The sequence below is a fragment of the Neobacillus sp. SM06 genome (genome assembly GCF_050496765.1).
In the GTDB taxonomy this organism is placed as follows: Bacteria; Bacillota; Bacilli; order Bacillales; family Cytobacillaceae; genus JAEVLT01.
Window position 1 is genome coordinate 114,600 of the sequence record NZ_JBNWEO010000005.1, and the last position, 18,395, is coordinate 132,994.

The window sequence follows — 18,395 nt, forward strand, 5'->3', positions numbered from 1 at the left end:
AGATTTAGTGTTTTATTGACAATATGAATATATTATCATATATTAACTTATAGATGTTTCATATGATTTATTTTTAGAAATGAATACAGAAGAAGAGGGAAAACTATTGTACAGAGTCAAATCAAATCAACAATCTTATAAGGTATTAAAAGATAAACCAATGTAATTGATCATGTAGTCTATAATCAACCAAAAAGGAGAGGGTTTCATGGTACATAATCATAGCCATAACCATAGCCATGGTCACAGCCATGCCCCAGCAAATTATGGCTTTGCCTTTGGATTTGGCATTATTTTAAACACAATCTTTATTATCGTTGAAATTACTTATGGGATCCTTGCAGATTCCCTAGCGCTTTTAGCCGATGCCGGCCATAATATCAGTGATGTGCTCGGTTTAGTGATTGCATGGATTGCTGTTTGGCTTGGGAAAAAAGCTCCATCCCAAAAAAGAACTTATGGATTCAAACGGAGTTCTATTCTAGCAGCGTTGTTCAATGCTGTATTCTTGTTAGTTGCGATTGGAGCAATTGCTTGGGAAGCGATTCAACGTTTTTCCTCTCCCCAGCCGGTTGCTGGTAAAACGGTTATTCTTGTCGCTCTAATTGGAATCCTCATCAATTCTCTTACAGCCGTGCTTTTTATGGCTGGCAGGAAAAATGATTTAAATATTCGTGGTGCCTTTTTGCATATGGCTGCAGATGCACTCGTTTCTTTAGGGGTCGTTATAGCCGGATTTATCATCCTCTGGACAGGTTGGCAATGGATTGATCCAGTCGTTAGTTTGCTTATCGTTGTCGTTATTTTCCTTGGAACGTGGGGATTACTGAAAGAGTCGATTAATTTGTCCCTTGATGCTGTTCCTGAAGGAATTGATATAACAAAAATAAAGGAATATTTAAGCAGCTTGCCAACGGTATTGGAAGTTCATGATTTACACGTGTGGGCCATGAGTACAACAGAAAGTGCTTTGACCGTCCATTTAATTCGATCAGAAATAGAAGATAATGACCAGTTGCTGCAAAAACTGACACAAGAATTGCATGATCAATTTGCCATTGAGCACGCCACCATTCAAATTGAAAAAGGAACATACAATTGCTCACTGCAGCCAGAAAGTACGATTTAAATGTAAGACAGTCATTTCTTTAGGGAATGACTGTTTTTTACGTTTTGTAAATGGGGAGTTGGCTGGATGAATTTAACGCCGAATGTATAGATAGTTGAATCGATACCTTATACTAAGTAGTCACAACAAATGAATTTTTGGACATTGGGGCGATGCGATGAATACTTTTTTCCACTATCATTCGAAACTTGCTCCCTTCCGTGCGTTTTCGGGGGAACATCTATGGTGCTACAAGAAGTCAAGACAGTTTTTTTGAAAAATTAAGGTGTATACAAGATTAATTACTTAGATATTTCTATAATACAAAGGTCTTGATCTCCTCTTCCTGTATGGAAATTGAGGGGAATAGCGCCAATTAGACATTGTCCACAGGTGGAGGACATAGTATAAGCGAAGGCGTGGGAGAAATGGTTTCCTCCTACACCCAAGATCACCCCAAAGCGCTGAAATGTTGGTAAAATTTCATCCTCTTCATAAAAGATTGGTTCGTTAGAACGAATCTTTTATGAAGAGGGCAGCAAGCGAAGCGCGGTAGGATTTTTTAAGTTTAGATATAAATATAAGACAACTTTCTTGACGAACACCGCTACTGTTATTCACATGTGGATAACAGTACAACATCCCGGTTATACACAGCAGCTGGTGTATGGTTATCCAATGACTGGTGTGGTAAGTAGTGGTTGTGTAGATGGATATAGCGTTCCACACCTTGCCTCGTTTCTCGCGGGCTAGTATAGTCGTTGATATAAATCTCATTGTACTTCAGGCTACGCCAGAACCGTTCTATAACGATGTTGTCCTTTGCACGGCCTTTGCCATCCATGCTGATGCGGATTTCGTTCTCCTTTAGCAAATCTGTGTACTGTGGGCTGGTAAAGTGGCTCCCTTGATCACTGTTAATAATGGCGGGTTTGCGTTTGGCTAGCGCCCTTCTCATAGTCTCTAATACGAACCCGATTTCAAGGCTTTGATCCAATTGCCAATCCACAATGAAGCGAGAATACCAATCCATGATGGCGTAGAGGTACATCCAGCCTTGCTTCATCCGGATATACGTGATATCCACACTCCAAACCTGGTCGGGCTGAGTAATGTTTAGCCCTCGAAGTAGGTAGGGGTAGATCCGGTGCTGGAGATCCCGTTTGCTAAGGTTCGGACCGGGATAGATAGCCATAATACCCATCTCTCGCATGTACTTTCTTACTGTATTTTCGTGAATAAGATCCCCTTCTCGATTCATAATGGCAGCTATCTTTCGATAGCCCAGAAAAGAATGCTTTGTGTATAGCTCATCAATCCGGTGCTTGAGGCGAATTTCCTCCGGAGAGGGAGGGACCGGCTTATAGTAAAGACTGGTGCGGTTTAGATTAAGTAAATCCGCTTGTACGAGGATGGAGTGTTCGGAGCAATCCCATTCTATGAGATCAATACGCTCTTCACGAGTAAAGTTAGAGGCCAGATTTTTTTTTAAGCCACGACAATTGGGTGGTTAACTTACCAACCTCGGCGTAGAGTTCATTGATTTGTTGTTCATATTCTTTTTTCATTTTGGTGATACCTTTACGATCATCAACAAACAGCTGTGAGAGGTTTTGTACCACCTCGGATTTCCACCGGTTGAGGACATTGGTATGGATCCCATGCTCAGAAGCGAGCTGTGAAACTGACTTTTCTTCCTTTAGGATTTCCAGTACAATTTGCGCTTTTTCTTCTGGGTTAAACTTTCTTCGAGTGGTTGACATACAACTAAGAAACTCCTTTTTTATTGTCTAGTTTATATGTAGCATTATAATCTTGTTACACTCGCGCTTATCTTTGTACTTTGTATGTTCCTCTTTGTTTTTGAAAAAAAGGTAAAGGAAAAGCAACCGTTTTTTCGTTATTCATTGGCACTTCTTTTACTCGCTTCGGAAGGATCGTACCATATTTGGCTTATTTTTACTCATGCCTGGTCAGCCAAAAAGGCGTTGCCTCTCCATCTTAGTGATCTTGCTGTGATTCTTGCCATTGTGATGTTGCTGACGAAAAGCGATCGAGTTTTTCAATTTATGTATTTTGCTGGATTAGCAAGTTCGATTCAAGCGATACTGACACCAGATCTTTACAAATACTCGTTTCCCCACTTTCGCTCTATTCAATTTTTTGTTTCACACGGCGGCGTGATTTTGGCCTGTTTGTTGATGGTGGCAGCATTAGATCGCCGACCGACATCTAGGGCGATGTGGGTAACAATTTTGTTTGTGAATCTTTATGCAGCTTGTGTCTTTTTCGTCAATACGTTGCTTGGTTCGAATTACCTTTACATTATGGAAAAACCGCGGATGTCTTCGCTTTTGAACTATTTGGGTCCATGGCCAGGGTATCTACTATCGCTTGAAGCTGTCATGGTGTTGAGTTTCTCAATCCTGTACAGCCCGTTTTGGATAAAAAGAAAGAGGTGAAGCAGCAAAAAAGGCGGTCTCAAAATGGAGGCCGCCATTGGATTTTTCTTATACGATTCGAACGATCTCGAACGTCGATAACTGTCTAAGCTCTAGCATCGATAAGCAGGGCGCTAGCACGTTGCTCATAACCCGATTTCTTTTGAATGGTATTAGTCGTTGTGTTTAAATTCCCTTTTGCAATTTTTAAAGGTGATCAGAAGGGTTAGCAAGGAAAAAATGGCGATCAACAGGTACGAGGACCGAAATGTCAGCAGCAGCTGTTCAAGTGGTGAAGACCCGTACATGTTCGAGAAGAACTGATACATGAGACCGCCAAAGGTAACCCCTAACCCCATACCAAGTGTTCGGGACATATTCAAAATTCCGCCTGTAATCCCGAGAACATTTTTCGGGACACTGCCCATAATGCTGCTGTTATTCGGCGGGGTGAACATGCCAATCCCTGAACCGACCAAGAAAAGCCCAATGCTGGTAATAACATAGGTTCCCGTAATGTCAATAAAGGTTAATAAAAGCGAGCCGACAGTTGTCATCGAAAGGCCAAGAAGCAAGGGTGCGGCTGGGCCGCGGCGATCAGTGATCATCCCTGAAATCGGGGTGGCAATCGTCATGCCAATGGGAATAACGGTAATGAGAAAGCTTGCTTGAAAAATCGGCAGATGTTTTACTTGATCTAAATAATACGGCGTCAGCAATAATACAGCATACATGACCATAAACGACAAAATACCCGTTATGTTGCCAAAGGTGAAAAAAGAATGTTTAAACAGGCTTAAGTCAACCAATGGTTCCGCCCGTTTGCTTTCAATGCGAATAAATAAATAGCTGCACACAACAGCAACCGCAAAGCTGCCGATCATAACCGGTGATGTCCAGCCCAGTTTTAACCCCATGTTCAAGATGTAGATAATGGTAATTAATGAAGGAATTAGAAAAATGGCACCTGCAAAATCAAATTTCGTTTTACCATTCTGAACTTGAACTGCGTCTTTTGGCAGAAATAGGATACCAAGGACAATACCAATGATCCCAATCGGGAGGTTAATAAAAAACAGCCATTTCCAGCTGACAAACGAGAGCAGTGCCCCGCCGACGACCGGCCCTAAGCTTAAGCCGATCCCTTGGGCACTCGCCTGGAAACCGATGGCTTTACCAAGATCCCGCTTTGGGGTTGCAGACGTAATAATCGATACGCTGTTGGCCTGAAGCAAAGCAGCTCCCATTCCCTGCAGTACGCGTGCAACAACCAAAACAGACAACGATGGGGCCAATCCGCAAAAAAGGGAACTGACCGAGAAAAGAACAAATCCGATGATATATAACCAGCGCCGGCCAATCATATCCGCAAGTCTGCCAAAAATTAAGATTAATGACGCTAAGGATAATAAATACGCCAAACTTACCCATTCAATTTCATTCATTGGCGTATTGAACTGCTGTTGCAATTTTGGCAAGGCAATGTTTATAATGCTTGCGTCCAGTGCGGCCATAAAAGCGCCAATACACACCGTTGCCACTGCATACCAATGGGAATTTGATTGTTCATTGTTAGCGAATGCTGCAAAACCCATCGAAAATCTCCTCCACCTTAAACAGATCGAAACGAAAAGATAGTTTTCTATTTTTCAAAAGTCATAGCGGTACTGGTTGAAAAACACACCAGCTACTACCCTCATCATTCAATCATTTTAGACCCATTTTTGCAAAAAGTCCAATTCATTTACGCCCAAATTCCGAGTGAAACCTGATTGTTTCAACCACAAAATGAGAAATTTTTAATCTTTTCAAATAGGACTTTTTCATTATTTTTTTGCTAGAATAGAAGCGTTCTTCCGGTTGCATAAAAATTTCTGGTAGTACATAGTTATTCAATTTCATTTGGAGGCTGTTTATGTCATCAATTGCGCGAAAAATTAACTTATTGATTCTTGTCTTGTTTGTTTTATCATTAACGATTAGCTCAACGGTAGTTTATATCAATACGAGGAATGCGCTGATCGAAGAGGAAAAGGCCAAAGCATTGGCGATTATTAACACGTTTGAGTCAGGTCTCGAGGAATCGCATGTTACAAATGAGATGTTTCAGACACGGATTACGAAATTGTCAAAGTCTGTAAAGGAGCTGAAGGAATTCAGTGTCTATACGATTGATTCAAATCCGAGGGTCATTGCATCGTCCAATTCGGCTTTAATGGGCAAGCCAGCGGGACAGGAGGATCTGGCTGCTGCAAATCGTGATAAAAGTGTGCCCATCGTCACGGGTAAGGAAATTGATGTAACTGCCCCCTTGCATTTGAACGGACAAGTTCATCATGTAGCAGGAATTATTTTTTCATTAGATAAAGCGAATGCTATGATTCAACAGCAGCTGATTTCGATCATTATAACAACATTGGCGGTACTACTTGTTGGAATCTTCGGCATTACTTTTGTTTTTCGAAAAATTGTTTCTCGTCCGCTGGCGAAATTGCAGGCTGCTTCAGCTGCAATTGCGGGAGGAAATCTTGCAGTCGAAATGGATGATCATATTCTGCAAAGAAAGGATGAAGTGGGTGCTCTTTCAGCGTCCTTTCAAAAGATGGCGGATCATCTTAAACGGATGATTGGCCAAATCTCGCAAGCCACTGAAACGGTGTCGGAAAAAACGGAAATGGTTTCGGACCATTCGAAATTGATTAATGATAAAAGTGTGGAAATCACGGGGGCAATGCAGCAAGTGGCAACAGGTTCGGAAATGCAAGTGCAAAGTTCGTATGACAGCCGCAATGCCCTGCAAGGGCTGAATGAGGGGATCAGCAATGTTGCCCATTATACGACAGAAGTTTCACAAGAAGCGAATTTTATGCGGGAGCAGGCAAATGAAGCCAATCAGTTTATTCAGACGACGGTCGCCCAGATGAAGTCGATTTCGGAGAACGTGAATGGCACCTTGGAGATCATTAACCGCTTGGATCGGCATTCCGCAGAAATTGGCACGATCGTGAATGTGATATCGGAAATTGCTTCCCAAACAAACCTGCTTGCGTTAAATGCGGCAATTGAAGCGGCAAGAGCAGGTGAGCAAGGAAAAGGTTTTGCAGTTGTTTCAGATGAAGTTCGGAAACTGGCTGAACAATCGGCGACCGCCACTTCGAAAATTGCTGCATTGATTCAGGCAATCCAGCAGGATATTGCGTCCTCCGTTACGGCAATGAAAATGGGAACAGAAGAGGTGCTGCAAGGAACCAATCATGTTCATCAAGTCGGCGAGCATTTTGAAGAAATGGTGAAAACCATTGAATCGGTTGCCGGCAAAATTGAGCATGTTTCCGAAAACACGACAACCATGTCGGCGTCGGCAGAAGAGATGGTCGCATCGATTGAAGAAATGACCCAGATTGCCAAAGAAACATCTTCGATTGCGCAAACTGTTGCATCTGAAGCACAAGGTCAACTCGAATACATGAGTAAAATCCATCAATCGATTGAAGAACTGGTGCAAGTTTCGGAACAGCTTGAAGGCACAGTAAAGACCATGAAAGAGGATAAAACAGAAGGATCAAAATGATAAAATTCTTAGGAAACTGGACGGATTTTTTTAATCTGCCTCCTGTTTAATAACATGTGTAAGGCAAGTTATTCTATCTTAGGAGGAATGAAAGTGAACAAGAAAAAATTGTTGATCCCGGCTCTTGCCATGACCATTGTCGGCGGTAGCTTCGCAGGTGTGTCCTTAACGAAATCTTATGCTGCTTCTCCGGCAAAAACGGTTCAATCGGAAGAAAACAGCCAGTCAGATGCTGCTGTATTAAAGCAGGCGAAACTGTCTAAAGCGGAAAGTGAAAGCATTGCCCTAAAAGCTGTACCAGGAACTGTGAAAGGTTCAGAACTGGAAAATGAAAATGGAAATGCCGTTTATGGTGTGCAAATTGTGGACAAATCCGGCAAGAAGCAAGATGTAAAAGTCGATGCCAAAACAGGCAAAGTGTTAAAAACAGAAGCAGACAATGAGAATGAGAAAAATGGCGAAGAAAAAGGAAAGGAAGCTGAAAAAAGCGAAAATCAGGCTGATTTAGCGAAACAGGCAACCCTTTCAAAAGCAGATAGTGAGGCCATTGCGCTTAAAGCTGTTCCTGGGACAGTCAAATCATCCGGTCTAGAAGATGAGAATGGCAAAGTTGTTTACGGTGTTCAAGTCACTGGTAAAGATGGCAAAACAAGTGATGTAAAAATCGATGCCAAAACAGGCAAAGTGTTAAAAACAGAAGCAGATGGCAATGAAAAAGAGCAAAATGGCAAAGAAGCCGATGGAGAACAAGCAAATCAGTAAGTTTTTTTAAAGGAGTATCCCCCTCTTCCAATTTTACATGCGGCATGGCCACTGGCCAGCCGTATTTTTGTTGGTTTTGGACAGGATGTGCACGAATGAGAAAGGCCGGTATGATGCAATAAGAGGAAAAATTTGTTCAACGCGTCATGGGAAGCCATGTCAAGGCCCATCAACCGTGGGAAACCCGCCCGGCGGTCGATGAGTAGCCCCGTCAAGGCCCGTCAACCGTGGAAAAGCCGCCCCAAGGTCGATAAGAAGCCTCGTCAAGGCCCGTCAACCGTGGAAAACCCGTTCGGTGGTCGATAAGAAGCCCCTTCAAGGCCCGTCAACCGCAAAAAACCCGCCCCAAGGTCGATAAGAAGCCCCTTTAAGGCCCGTCAACCGCAAAAAACCCGCCCCAAGGTCGATAAGAAGCCCCGTCAAGGCCCGTCAACCGCAAAAAACCCGCCGGGTGGTCACTGAAATAAGCAATCCCTTCAAAAGCCTTACCCAATTAACAGCAAATGCCACGCGAAACCATCGGAAAAAGAACCAGTTAACAATCCGTTTCACGACAGATGAGAAACCTCTCATTTAATTTTGACCTGAATTTCATAAAACAATGTCCTTGCTTTTAATGTTGACCGGAGAAAATGGTGGCGGTACTGATTTTTCAACAAAGGAGGGCAATTATGATCCACGTAAAGGATTTATCAAAAGTATATGACAACGGATTTAAAGCAGTGAGTAATCTAAGCCTTCATGTCAAAAGCGGTGATATCTACGGTTTTTTAGGACCAAATGGAGCAGGGAAAACAACAACGATCCGGATGCTGAATGGATTAATCAAGCCAACTGGCGGGGAGGTTACCATTGAAGGGACACTTGTGAAGCAAGACGAACCATCCGTGAAAAGAAAGATCGGAGTTTTGCCGGAGTCGCATGGGTACTACAACTGGATGACCGGTTACGAATATTTAACCTTTTTTGCCGAACTGTATGACGTCCCAAAAGAGATTCGCACAGAACGAGTGATAAACGTGCTGGAAATGGTCGGAATGAGTGAAAAAAAGAATATTCGGATCGGGCAGTACTCACGCGGGATGAGGCAGCGGATCGGCATCGCGAAAACCATTGTTCATCAGCCATCACTGATTTTCCTTGATGAGCCTACATTGGGTCTTGATCCCCAAGGGCAAAAGGATATTCAGAAAATTATTTTGGATCTCAATCAAAAGCAAGGAGTCACGGTGTTTATCACTTCTCATTTGCTAAAAGAAATCGCAGAAATCTGCAACCGGGTTGCCATTGTGAAAAAGGGACGCCTTCTTGAAGAAGGAGAAATTTCACAACTGCTTCATAAATATGAACGGAAAATTCAATCTCCAGATAGCAGCCAGCCTGTGACCCTCGAAGATGTCTTTTTCTATGTAACAAAGGAAGGTGAACAATGAAATGAAGTCCGCATTAATACGAAAAGAAATAAAAGAACATGTACTTTCGAAAAAAGGCATTTGGATTTTCTTTGCAGTCACCATTCTGTTCAGCGGCCTGGCGTTCAGCTTTATTTCAGTAAAAGAGTTAAGCCTGCTGGCACAGGTTGAAGTGAATATGACATTTATGAAAGTGATGGTAGGTCTCAGCGTTCTCGTTTCCCTTGTGCTGGGAGCCACGATGTATTCGAGCGAAAAAGAGCAGGGAACATTGGAAAGCTTAATGCTCACCCCGTTAAGCCGCATGCAGATCACGCTCAGTAAAGTCAGCGGAATCATTGTTTTTTGGCTTGTTCTTTCCTTGCTGTCCTTGCCGTATTTTTACGCGCTCGCAAATGGTACGAACTTATTCCCGAAAATTCTTGTGTTTCTTTACTTGATTGCTTTCCCGTTGGTGATTGCCTTTACTTGCCTATCATTAGCCTTTTCGGCTTGGCTGTCTTCAACAAAAAACGCGTTAATGCTATCAATCGTCTTGTTTATCGTAACCGCCATTCCTATGTTTTTGTCGACAACAATGAAAAAGGCGGGTTTCGCCTACCTGTTTGATCGGCTAAGTCCGATTTCTTCAAGCTTGCTCGCCATGAAAGATTATTTTGTAAATAAGTTATCAGCAGCTATTATTCTAGTCGATATTTTACCGATTATTGGGTTTTTCTTTATTGCTTTTGCAAGCTTGTACTATGCCAGCAGCAAACTTGATTTTAAAGGAGGCGAATGATGATGAAAAAGTTATGGATTGTATTGGTTCTTTTCAGTGCAATTGTTTCTGCCTCTTTCGATAATCTTGGACATGCAGCTGCGGCTGGAAATAATTCCGTTGACATTCAAATTCTTTCGCCAACAAAAGTACGCAATTATCCCGGCTTCGAAACAAAAGTTGATGTAAAAATCACAAACCGGACGGGGACTGCTTTGACAAAAGCAATGGTCTATATCACAATGGCTGATTTAGGAAAACATTGGACAGTGAATCTGGAAGACTACAGTGCGGATAAACCAGTTCCAATTCCCACGCTTGCTCCAGGACAATCAATAAAGCTATCGTTGCCGGTCCGTTTCGTTTATACTAGTCATTATAAGCTATATGTTACGGTAAGCAGCGATACAGATCTGGCGATTTACTCAAGCAATGCCATCCCTGTTGAAATCTTAGGAAACACGAAAATCAATCCTACACTCGTTTCGGTGGTTGCTATGGTGGAACCATTGCTGCTCCTCGCCATCCTCTTATTTGCCCTGCTGAGGGGCAGGAAGCTAAAGGACGAATCGAAAGATTGAGCAGGGAGTATTTTTTTGTGTAAATTTTTAGGAGAGAATTAGGATGAAAAAAATTTTGATTATTGAAGATGAAGAAAGCATTTCGGAATTTTTATCATTAGAATTGGAGCATGAAGGATTTGAAGTCGAAGTGGCGTATGAGGGAAGGCAGGGGCTGGATATTGCCTTAAACCGCTCATTTGATTTGATTTTGCTTGACTTAATGCTTCCGGGTCTCAACGGTGTTGAGATTTGCCGTCGAATCCGTACGGTAAAGGACACACCAATCATTATGCTGACTGCTAGAGACAGTGTCTTTGATCGTGTAATGGGGCTTGACAGCGGCGCAGATGACTATATTCCGAAGCCTTTTGCAATTGAAGAATTGCTTGCGAGGATGCGGGTGATTTTTAGAAGAATTGAAAAAACCGCCAATAAATTAGTGCAGACGATTCAATTCCGTGACATTGAAGTCAATACAGTGGCCAGAACGGTTCAACGGGGAACAGAAATTATTGAGCTGACGAAACGCGAATACGATTTACTGCTATTATTTTTGCAAAATATAAACCGCGTTTTAACAAGAGAAGTGATCCTGGATCAAATTTGGGGCTATGATATCGCCATTGAAACAAATGTTGTCGATGTGTATATTCGGTATTTACGGAATAAGATCAATCCGGATACTGGCGAAAATTATATTGAAACGGTACGCGGGGTTGGTTATGTGATGCGGGAATGAATTTCTTTCGGAACAAACTTACAAATTTGAAAATCAAATGGAAGCTGGCTCTTTGGGCCTCCTTCTTATTGATTTTATTATTTTTAACCTACAACGTCGTTCAGTTTTTAACGATGAATAATTGGATGGTTCGCTACGAACAGCAGACACTAAAAAAAAATTTGAAGGATATTCAAGCCTATTACCGTGATAAACAAGGAGAGCTCTTTCAAGCCCGCAACCCGTATTTGCAACAACTAAATGAAAAACATCAATTTATTCGAATCCTTGATGACCGCGGTCGAGTCATCCTGTCTATTGCCAATGATTTGTCCACACAGTGGGTAAAACCGCAGCCGGCATCGGTCGAGCAAGTAGAGCTGACAAGGCATGGGGAAGATCGGGTATTGATTCTCCGCAGTCCAATAACAGACGGTCAATCTGTTGGAACAATTGAAATTGCCAGGAGTCTTTCCACTTTTGAAGGTTTAGTCGATCAATTCTTTTTTGTTATGGTGGCTACAGGAATTGGTGCGATCATCCTTAGCTTTTTTGGCGGCTTGTTGATTTCAAAAAAGCTGCTTACACCGGTTAAGGAAATATCGGCGACTGTTAACCGCATTAAAAAGCATGGATTAAAAGAACGGGTGCAGGTGAAGGAAAATCATGATGAAATCTCGGAACTGGCGATCCATTTCAATGAGTTGATGGATCAAATTGAAAAGTCGTTTAACCAGCAACGGCAATTTATTGAAGATGCTTCCCATGAACTGCGGACCCCTTTATCCATTATCAAAGGTCATTTGTCAATGGTTGACCGATGGGGCAAAGAAGATCCAAAGGTTTTGGAGAAGTCATTGAAATCGAGTTTGCGCGAAGTGGATCGGCTGACGGTTTTGGTAAAGGATTTATTGGAACTATCAAGAATGGATGAGAATTCGCAAGCGATCGAAGAACTGGAAAGTGTGGATGTTGTCCCGCTGATTGAAGATGTGGCAAAAAATTTCCGATTGATTCATGAAGATGTGCAAATTCATTTTCAGAATGAATTGTCTGCGCGTACCGAAATTCTTTTTAACAAAAGATTGTTTGAACAACTGCTGGTCATTCTTCTGGATAATGCGCTGAAGTATTCAAAAGAAAGCAAAACTGTTGAGATTCATTGTTTGAAATGGCAAAAACAGCTGCGAATGGAAGTGAAAGATTACGGAATCGGCATTCCTGCTGAAGATCTTCCCTTTGTGTTTGATCGGTTTTATCGCGTTGATAAATCAAGAAATCGCAAGCAGGGAGGCCAAGGAATTGGACTTTCGATTGCCAAGCAGATTGTTGAAAAATTTAATGGTCGGATTATGATTGACAGCAAGCTCGGTGAATGGACAAGTGTTGTTGTCCATCTTCCCTTCGAACAACCGAAATAGAATAGGATTTCTGCACAAAAGCTTCCGAGGTGATTTTCGGAGGCTTTTGTGATTTAAAAAGAAAGTTCGGAATAGAGTCCCAAAAAAAGGAACCCGCCATTTGGCAGGTTCAATAAGGGGTCTATTTAAAAAGGGGGTTAGGTTGTAAGGCGTCTAACCAATTATTATACTACTTGATAGATATGAACGAATTATGACGAAAGAATGAAGGATTTAATAAAATTGGACAGGTTCTCGCCTATATAAAAATTGACATAAAACGTGAGAAATTCTTAGAAGTGGCCTTGTCACCCAAAGTCCATTATATAGGCCGAACTATAAGACTAGACGATAGGGTATATAGAAGATATATCGGGGGAGGAATGCTAATGAGTGAAATGGTGGATTTGTTACGATCGATAGTAAAGGAAGAATTGCAACCAATTCATAAACGGTTAGACGGAATGGACAAGCACTTAGACGGGATGGAACAACGGCTGGACGGAATGGACAAGCGCTTCGATGGGGTGGAACAACGATTAGACGGTACGGAAAGACGGTTAGACATGATTGAATTTAACTTGACCGAGATTAAAGCAGGGCACGAACAATTACAAAAAAACAGTAGTAAGAACATTGGCAATTATACCGATAAAATTACAGAATATGTAGATGATCAGACTTCAGCATCAACTAAACGAATTTTTACTGTTGAGACAGTCAATGAACGGTTATCCAGGCAATAAGATAGGTAAAAAGGCGACTGATGAATTTTTCTTAGTCGCCTTTTTAACATGGAGAACACTAAAATCCCCAAAAAAAACCGGCATGAAAAGCTGCCGGCTAGAGAAAAATGTATTTAAAAGGGGGTTAGGTAGTTAGGTTTTCAACCTACAATCCTATCCTATCCAAAAGTTATGAAGGAAGTGTGAAGAAAGGTGAAACGATTTATAAACATTTTGCTGTTTCCGAAAACCGTTGTTTCGCAAAAACAGGAAGTCGTTATGGAAACCCCTTCTTCTCTTTTGTATAATAATGAATAGGGTCTTAATTCATAAATAAATGAGGTTTTGTATGATCAATAAACTAGTACATAGCAGCGGATTTAAGAGAATTGTCATTTTTGCGCTAATTTCATTTGTGCTCTATTTGCTTAAAGACATGTTGAATTTGATTTTGCTGACGTTTATTTTCGCTTTTTTGATGGACCGGCTCGTTCATTATGTCGAAGCGCATGTTCGCTTGAATCGGAAGTTGATCGTGGTCATCCTTTATACAGTGATTGTCGGCCTGCTGTCGTTTGGCCTGGTGAAATATTTGCCACTGATCATCTCGGAAATTACGCAGTTAATTAAACAGCTAACAGCCTTTTATACGTCAAAGCAAAACAATATTGTGCTGAATTATTTTGTAAGCCGAGTGGAGAAAATTCAAATATCCAATTATTTGGAGCAAGGCTTTACGTATATTGTTCGTTACTTCACAGATATTAGCCGAGTGGGCTTGCAGCTTTTATTGGCCATCTTATTGAGTCTGTTTTTCCTTTTGGAAAAACCAAGACTCATTCTGTTTACGCGGAAATTCAAGACAAGCAAAGTGGCTTCCGTCTACGAGGAAATTGAATTTTTTGCGCAAAAGTTTGTTAGAACATTTGGGAAAGTGATTGAAGCGCAATTAATCATTGCACTGGTTAATACTATCCTGACAACGATTGCCCTCTGGATTTTACGGTTTCCACAGCTTGGCGGCTTGTCGATCATGATCTTCCTGTTGGGACTGATTCCGGTTGCTGGCGTTATCCTCTCACTTTTTCCGCTGGCAATCATTGCCTACAGTATTGGCGGTATTATGACAGTGCTCTATGTCGGGATTGCCATTTTAATTATTCATGCCATTGAGGCCTATATTTTAAACCCGAATTTGATGTCTTCGAAAACGGATTTACCGGTTTTTTACACGTTTATTGTGCTGATTTTTTCCGAACACTTTTTTGGCGTTTGGGGATTGATCGTCGGTATTCCAATTTTTGTTTTCTTACTGGATGTCCTTGAAGTAACAGAACATGATAAAGTGTAGCTGCAAACGCCCTTGTTCCGCCCGGAAGAAGGGCATTCTCATTAGCAGAATAAAGCAAAATCTGGTATCCTGCTAGTATAAAATGGAGGAGGGAAACAAAATGAGTGAGTGTAAATTAGATCATTCAGCAGAAGAGGTAAAAGCAAAATTCGAGTCGCAAAAAGCATTTCTTCCACAGGAAATGTACGGGCTTTTTGCATCTTTTTTTGAAAAAGAGCATTCCCAGACCGATTTAAATCACGTGTTCCATTTACTGAAGAAATACGATCTTGCCACTGAGGAAGAAAAAAAAGCACGCGATCAGCAGCTATCTGAACGATTGCGGCAAGCATAACACGAAAAGTCGAAGTCTCCTTTCTTTCACCCATTTGGTTAAAATAAAAAGAATGATTGCATCTTTTTCGGGCTTTGAGGGTAGAAAAATAAAAAGGAAAGAAAGGAGATCGAAATGCGGGAATTGTTGTTTTTATTGAAAAAAGGAAACCGCTCTGCCATGCTGGCAGCGATTGTCAATGCGGTGATTGCCATTATCAAAGGCACGGCCTATTTTTTTACCGGCAATATTGCTATGTTTGCTGAAACATTGCACAGTTTAGGCGATGCGGCAAACCAGCTATTTGTCTTTATTGGCTCTGCCTTAAGCAAAAAAGCACCGACCGAACGCTTTCCGAACGGATTTGGCCGGCTCGTTAATTTGGTTTTGCTTGGGGCAGTATTGGTTGTGGGCATTATGGCTTTTGAAACGATTAAAGAGGGATACAGCCATGTCATCCATCCGACAAAATCAGAAGGTTTTCTGTTAACGGTTGGTGTTTTAGCGGCAGCCACGTTGCTGGAATCCTTTGTGCTGTTTAAGGCAATGAAGGAAATTGTTCATGAGAGCGGAATGGACAAGACGGGCTTTGGCATATTTGCACAGAGTTTTACTTATTTGGGGAAAGCCAAGCCAGCGACAAAGCTTGTATTTATGGAAGACTTAGTTGCAACAATTGGGGGACTCGTTGCCATTCTTGCGGTCATTCTTTCTCGTTACACCCCATTCCATCAGGCGGAAGGAATTGCCTCCATACTCATTGGGCTTATGATGTTATTTGTGGTAGGAAAAGTATTTTTGGATAATGCAGCAGGAGTAATCGGCCAAGCAGATGAAGAAATGGAAAACAAAATTGGCGCATTGGTAATGAAGGATCCAGATGTAAAGGATATCCAAGGCATAACCGTGATTAAAGAGGGCGAGGATCTCCATGTGGAGCTGGAGATTGAAGTTGATCCCCGCTTAACGGTTGCTGCTGCGGATGATATTAAGGATCGATTGGAAGAACGGATTATGGCAGAAAAAGGGGTTGTAGACGTTACGATTGAATTTGATGAGGAAGACGGCATCCTATCATGGGATAGAAAGCTAAATCCCGGCAATGACTAAGCACAAACCTTTCCGTTTTTTGGGAAAAAGCATGATCTGTTTCATCTTTAACCATACTAATCCTAAATCAGTTTCCCAAAGGATAGGTGAATGATTCAGTGAAGATGAGAAAACTGCCGGTTCTGCTTTTATTTTTCTGGATTGTTTTCAGCGAAAGCAGTTATCAAAATGCCCCCTTCTTCTTTAGTAAAAGCAAGGGAAAGGCTGCCATCCAAACCGTGGCTGCCCGAGAAACAGCATCACCTGAAATCCAAGCTGTCCGGCAAAAAATCCGCGGGTTTTTGATTTCGAACGGGATCAATGGCAATGTGGCGATTGTAAAAGACGGCACAATTCTTTTCAATGAAGGTATAGGCTTTGCCCATTTTTCGGATCAATCAAAAAATCACCCGTCCACCACGCATCCGATTGGCTCCATTACGAAGGCGATTGTTGCTGCGTGTGTTTTGCAGCTTCAAGAAAAAGGGAAGTTATCCATTTATGATCCTGTGAAAAACTATTTTCCCCATTTTCCGAACGGTGGGAACATCGAGTTGGTTCACTTGCTTACCCACACTTCCGGAATTCAGGAACCGCATGGGCATACGGCGCATCATTCCCCTGAAACCCTGATTCGGTTAGTTGAACACAAGCCGGTCAAGTTTTCTCCGGGGAGCCAGTGGGACTACAATGATGCCAATTATGTGATCCTTGGCCTTATTGTTGAAAAAGTATCAGGAATGCCGCTTCACGATTATATTCAAAAAAATATTTTCGAACCGGCGAAGATGACTCATTCGGGCTTTATGACTGAGAAAGATAAATCGGTTCATTCATCTGTTGGCTATTGGAAGAGAATGAATCACCTTGTAGCGATACCAATGCGGAATCCAAACTCGCTGTTTGGCTATGCGGATATTTATGCTACAGCTCTTGATGTTTGCAAGTTTGATCAGGCGTTGACGAGCGGTAAACTGCTTAAAAAGGAAAGTTTGGCAGCCATGCTGAAGCCAGGCTCTCGTTCAGGCTACGGCCTTGGGTTGTACAATGTGGGTTATGCTTTTTACAGCAGGGGAGTGCTGGGCGGCTGGGAGTCGTTGCATGTGTATTATAAGGATGACACTTCCATTACCGTGCTGTTGAATGTACGCGATAAAAATCTGGACATCCATCAACTAGCGAAAGAACTTTTTAAACTAACGGCATCTGAAATACCATCCCCGCTGTCACGAAGCGGGGATTCTTCATTTTATACGGTATAATTTAGGGTTAAAATGAGCGCATTAAAAGAAGATAGCAAAATGATGATCCAGTAAAACAACAATGCTTTGAAGGAATTTATAGCAAAACGCCTGTTTGGTTGCCAGGCGTTTGTTGCTTCTTACTCCCATGGTTTTTTCGTTGTTAAATAATTGGCCAATTCCTTGCTGCTTTTGCGGTGCAACTTCCGTTTTTCAGCCCGTTCTCTTGCGGTTTCGTGGAGCTTTTTTTCTTCTTCGGTTTCAGGAATGACTTTCGGAACTCTCGTTGGTTTCCCGTTGTCATCTAATGCCACGAATGTTAAAAAGGCAGTTGCTGCAATTTTTCGTTCGCCGTTTTTTAAGTTTTCAGCGGTGATTTTTACAAAAACCTCCATCGATGACGTACCTGTCCAAGTCACGTAGGATTCAAAGCATACGGAATCTTCCGGTGTAATGGGGCTAAGGAAATCAACTGAATCTGTTGAAGCAGTGACACACTCGGTTCGTGAGTGCCGCTGAGCCGATATTGAGGCAATATTGTCAACATCACTCATCAACTTTCCGCCAAATAATGTATTGTGATTGTTTACATCGGTTGGAAATACTCTGCTTGTTCGAACAACCCGCGATTCATTGCATGTTTTTTCTTCCATCTTGATCCCTCCATGTTTTAGCATACAGCAATCAGATGAAAACTCCAAGTGAGGGAAAACTAGCCGATTGTTTCCGTTTTTTCAGCTGCCGTGCAAAGGCAACTATTTTTTTCACAGCAGGAAAGAGTGGAGTAATCGCCAAAATTGTAGCATCCGCCTTGAATTTTTGAATTGGCGGTGTGGCTGTTTTGGTAGGTCGCTTGAAAATTAATATTCGCATTATTGGAAAGGGAGTGAACCGTAAACTGGCCGATATTGATGGAACATTCCACAAAAAACACCATCCTT

17 protein-coding genes and 1 pseudogene are annotated in these 18,395 nt (G+C 41.9%); 14 read left to right on the forward strand and 4 right to left on the reverse strand.

Going from position 1 to position 18,395, the window contains the following annotated elements:
* The first annotated feature begins 208 nt into the window (after positions 1-208).
* A complete protein-coding gene (locus ACQYAD_RS00735) occupies positions 209-1,129 on the forward strand; it encodes a cation diffusion facilitator family transporter (RefSeq protein WP_430234581.1) in 921 nt (306 codons plus the stop codon).
* Positions 1,130-1,721: 592 nt separating this feature from the next.
* Here ACQYAD_RS00735 and ACQYAD_RS00740 read toward each other — a convergent pair.
* Positions 1,722-2,871 (reverse strand): IS3 family transposase gene (locus ACQYAD_RS00740; RefSeq protein WP_430234555.1). Its coding sequence is split into 2 segments (ribosomal slippage): positions 1,722-2,598 and positions 2,597-2,871, totalling 1,152 coding nucleotides; the frame shifts between segments, so codons are not numbered across the junction.
* A gap of 48 nt (positions 2,872-2,919) precedes the next feature.
* Here ACQYAD_RS00740 and ACQYAD_RS00745 point away from each other — a divergent pair.
* Positions 2,920-3,570 (forward strand): annotated as a pseudogene (locus ACQYAD_RS00745) (TIGR02206 family membrane protein); the annotation flags it as partial.
* A gap of 152 nt (positions 3,571-3,722) precedes the next feature.
* Here ACQYAD_RS00745 and ACQYAD_RS00750 read toward each other — a convergent pair.
* Positions 3,723-5,144: an MFS transporter gene (locus ACQYAD_RS00750; RefSeq protein WP_430234583.1), complete on the reverse strand. Its 1,422-nt coding sequence runs from the start codon at positions 5,142-5,144 to the stop codon at positions 3,723-3,725.
* Positions 5,145-5,464: 320 nt separating this feature from the next.
* On the opposite strand from ACQYAD_RS00750, the gene ACQYAD_RS00755 reads away from it, so the two are divergent.
* The 12 genes from ACQYAD_RS00755 to ACQYAD_RS00810 all read left to right on the forward strand — a co-directional run bounded on the left by ACQYAD_RS00755 (position 5,465) and on the right by ACQYAD_RS00810 (position 17,475).
* Positions 5,465-7,120: a methyl-accepting chemotaxis protein gene (locus ACQYAD_RS00755; RefSeq protein ID WP_430234585.1), complete on the forward strand. Its 1,656-nt coding sequence runs from the start codon at positions 5,465-5,467 to the stop codon at positions 7,118-7,120.
* A 93-nt stretch (positions 7,121-7,213) separates the two neighbouring features.
* Positions 7,214-7,882 (forward strand): PepSY domain-containing protein, encoded by a 669-nt coding sequence (locus ACQYAD_RS00760; RefSeq protein ID WP_430234587.1) that lies wholly within the window; start codon positions 7,214-7,216, stop codon positions 7,880-7,882.
* A gap of 671 nt (positions 7,883-8,553) precedes the next feature.
* Positions 8,554-9,315: an ABC transporter ATP-binding protein gene (locus ACQYAD_RS00765; RefSeq protein WP_430234589.1), complete on the forward strand. Its 762-nt coding sequence runs from the start codon at positions 8,554-8,556 to the stop codon at positions 9,313-9,315.
* A 1-nt stretch (position 9,316) separates the two neighbouring features.
* Positions 9,317-10,075: an ABC transporter permease gene (locus ACQYAD_RS00770; RefSeq protein WP_430234591.1), complete on the forward strand. Its 759-nt coding sequence runs from the start codon at positions 9,317-9,319 to the stop codon at positions 10,073-10,075.
* Between the two features lie 2 nt (positions 10,076-10,077).
* Positions 10,078-10,635: a hypothetical protein gene (locus tag ACQYAD_RS00775; RefSeq protein ID WP_430234593.1), complete on the forward strand. Its 558-nt coding sequence runs from the start codon at positions 10,078-10,080 to the stop codon at positions 10,633-10,635.
* Positions 10,636-10,678: 43 nt separating this feature from the next.
* Entirely contained in the window at positions 10,679-11,356 is a 678-nt protein-coding gene (locus ACQYAD_RS00780; protein WP_430234595.1) for a response regulator transcription factor, read from the forward strand.
* On the forward strand, positions 11,353-12,756 hold the full coding sequence (locus tag ACQYAD_RS00785; protein ID WP_430234597.1) for a sensor histidine kinase: 1,404 nt from the start codon (positions 11,353-11,355) through the stop codon (positions 12,754-12,756). The genes ACQYAD_RS00780 and ACQYAD_RS00785 overlap by 4 nt, the downstream gene beginning before the upstream one ends.
* A 368-nt stretch (positions 12,757-13,124) precedes the next feature.
* On the forward strand, positions 13,125-13,481 hold the full coding sequence (locus ACQYAD_RS00790) for a hypothetical protein (RefSeq protein WP_430234599.1): 357 nt from the start codon (positions 13,125-13,127) through the stop codon (positions 13,479-13,481).
* A gap of 328 nt (positions 13,482-13,809) precedes the next feature.
* On the forward strand, positions 13,810-14,811 hold the full coding sequence (locus ACQYAD_RS00795) for an AI-2E family transporter (RefSeq protein ID WP_430234601.1): 1,002 nt from the start codon (positions 13,810-13,812) through the stop codon (positions 14,809-14,811).
* 100 nt (positions 14,812-14,911) lie between these two features.
* Positions 14,912-15,145 (forward strand): hypothetical protein, encoded by a 234-nt coding sequence (locus ACQYAD_RS00800; RefSeq protein ID WP_430234603.1) that lies wholly within the window; start codon positions 14,912-14,914, stop codon positions 15,143-15,145.
* Positions 15,146-15,259: 114 nt separating this feature from the next.
* Entirely contained in the window at positions 15,260-16,234 is a 975-nt protein-coding gene (locus ACQYAD_RS00805) for a cation diffusion facilitator family transporter (protein WP_430234605.1), read from the forward strand.
* A gap of 104 nt (positions 16,235-16,338) precedes the next feature.
* On the forward strand, positions 16,339-17,475 hold the full coding sequence (locus ACQYAD_RS00810) for a serine hydrolase domain-containing protein (RefSeq protein ID WP_430234675.1): 1,137 nt from the start codon (positions 16,339-16,341) through the stop codon (positions 17,473-17,475).
* 119 nt (positions 17,476-17,594) lie between these two features.
* Here ACQYAD_RS00810 and ACQYAD_RS00815 read toward each other — a convergent pair whose 3' ends face one another.
* A complete protein-coding gene (locus ACQYAD_RS00815) occupies positions 17,595-18,107 on the reverse strand; it encodes an acyl-CoA thioesterase (protein ID WP_430234607.1) in 513 nt (170 codons plus the stop codon).
* A gap of 59 nt (positions 18,108-18,166) precedes the next feature.
* Positions 18,167-18,379: a spore germination protein gene (locus ACQYAD_RS00820; protein ID WP_430234609.1), complete on the reverse strand. Its 213-nt coding sequence runs from the start codon at positions 18,377-18,379 to the stop codon at positions 18,167-18,169.
* Positions 18,380-18,395: the final 16 nt, after the last annotated feature.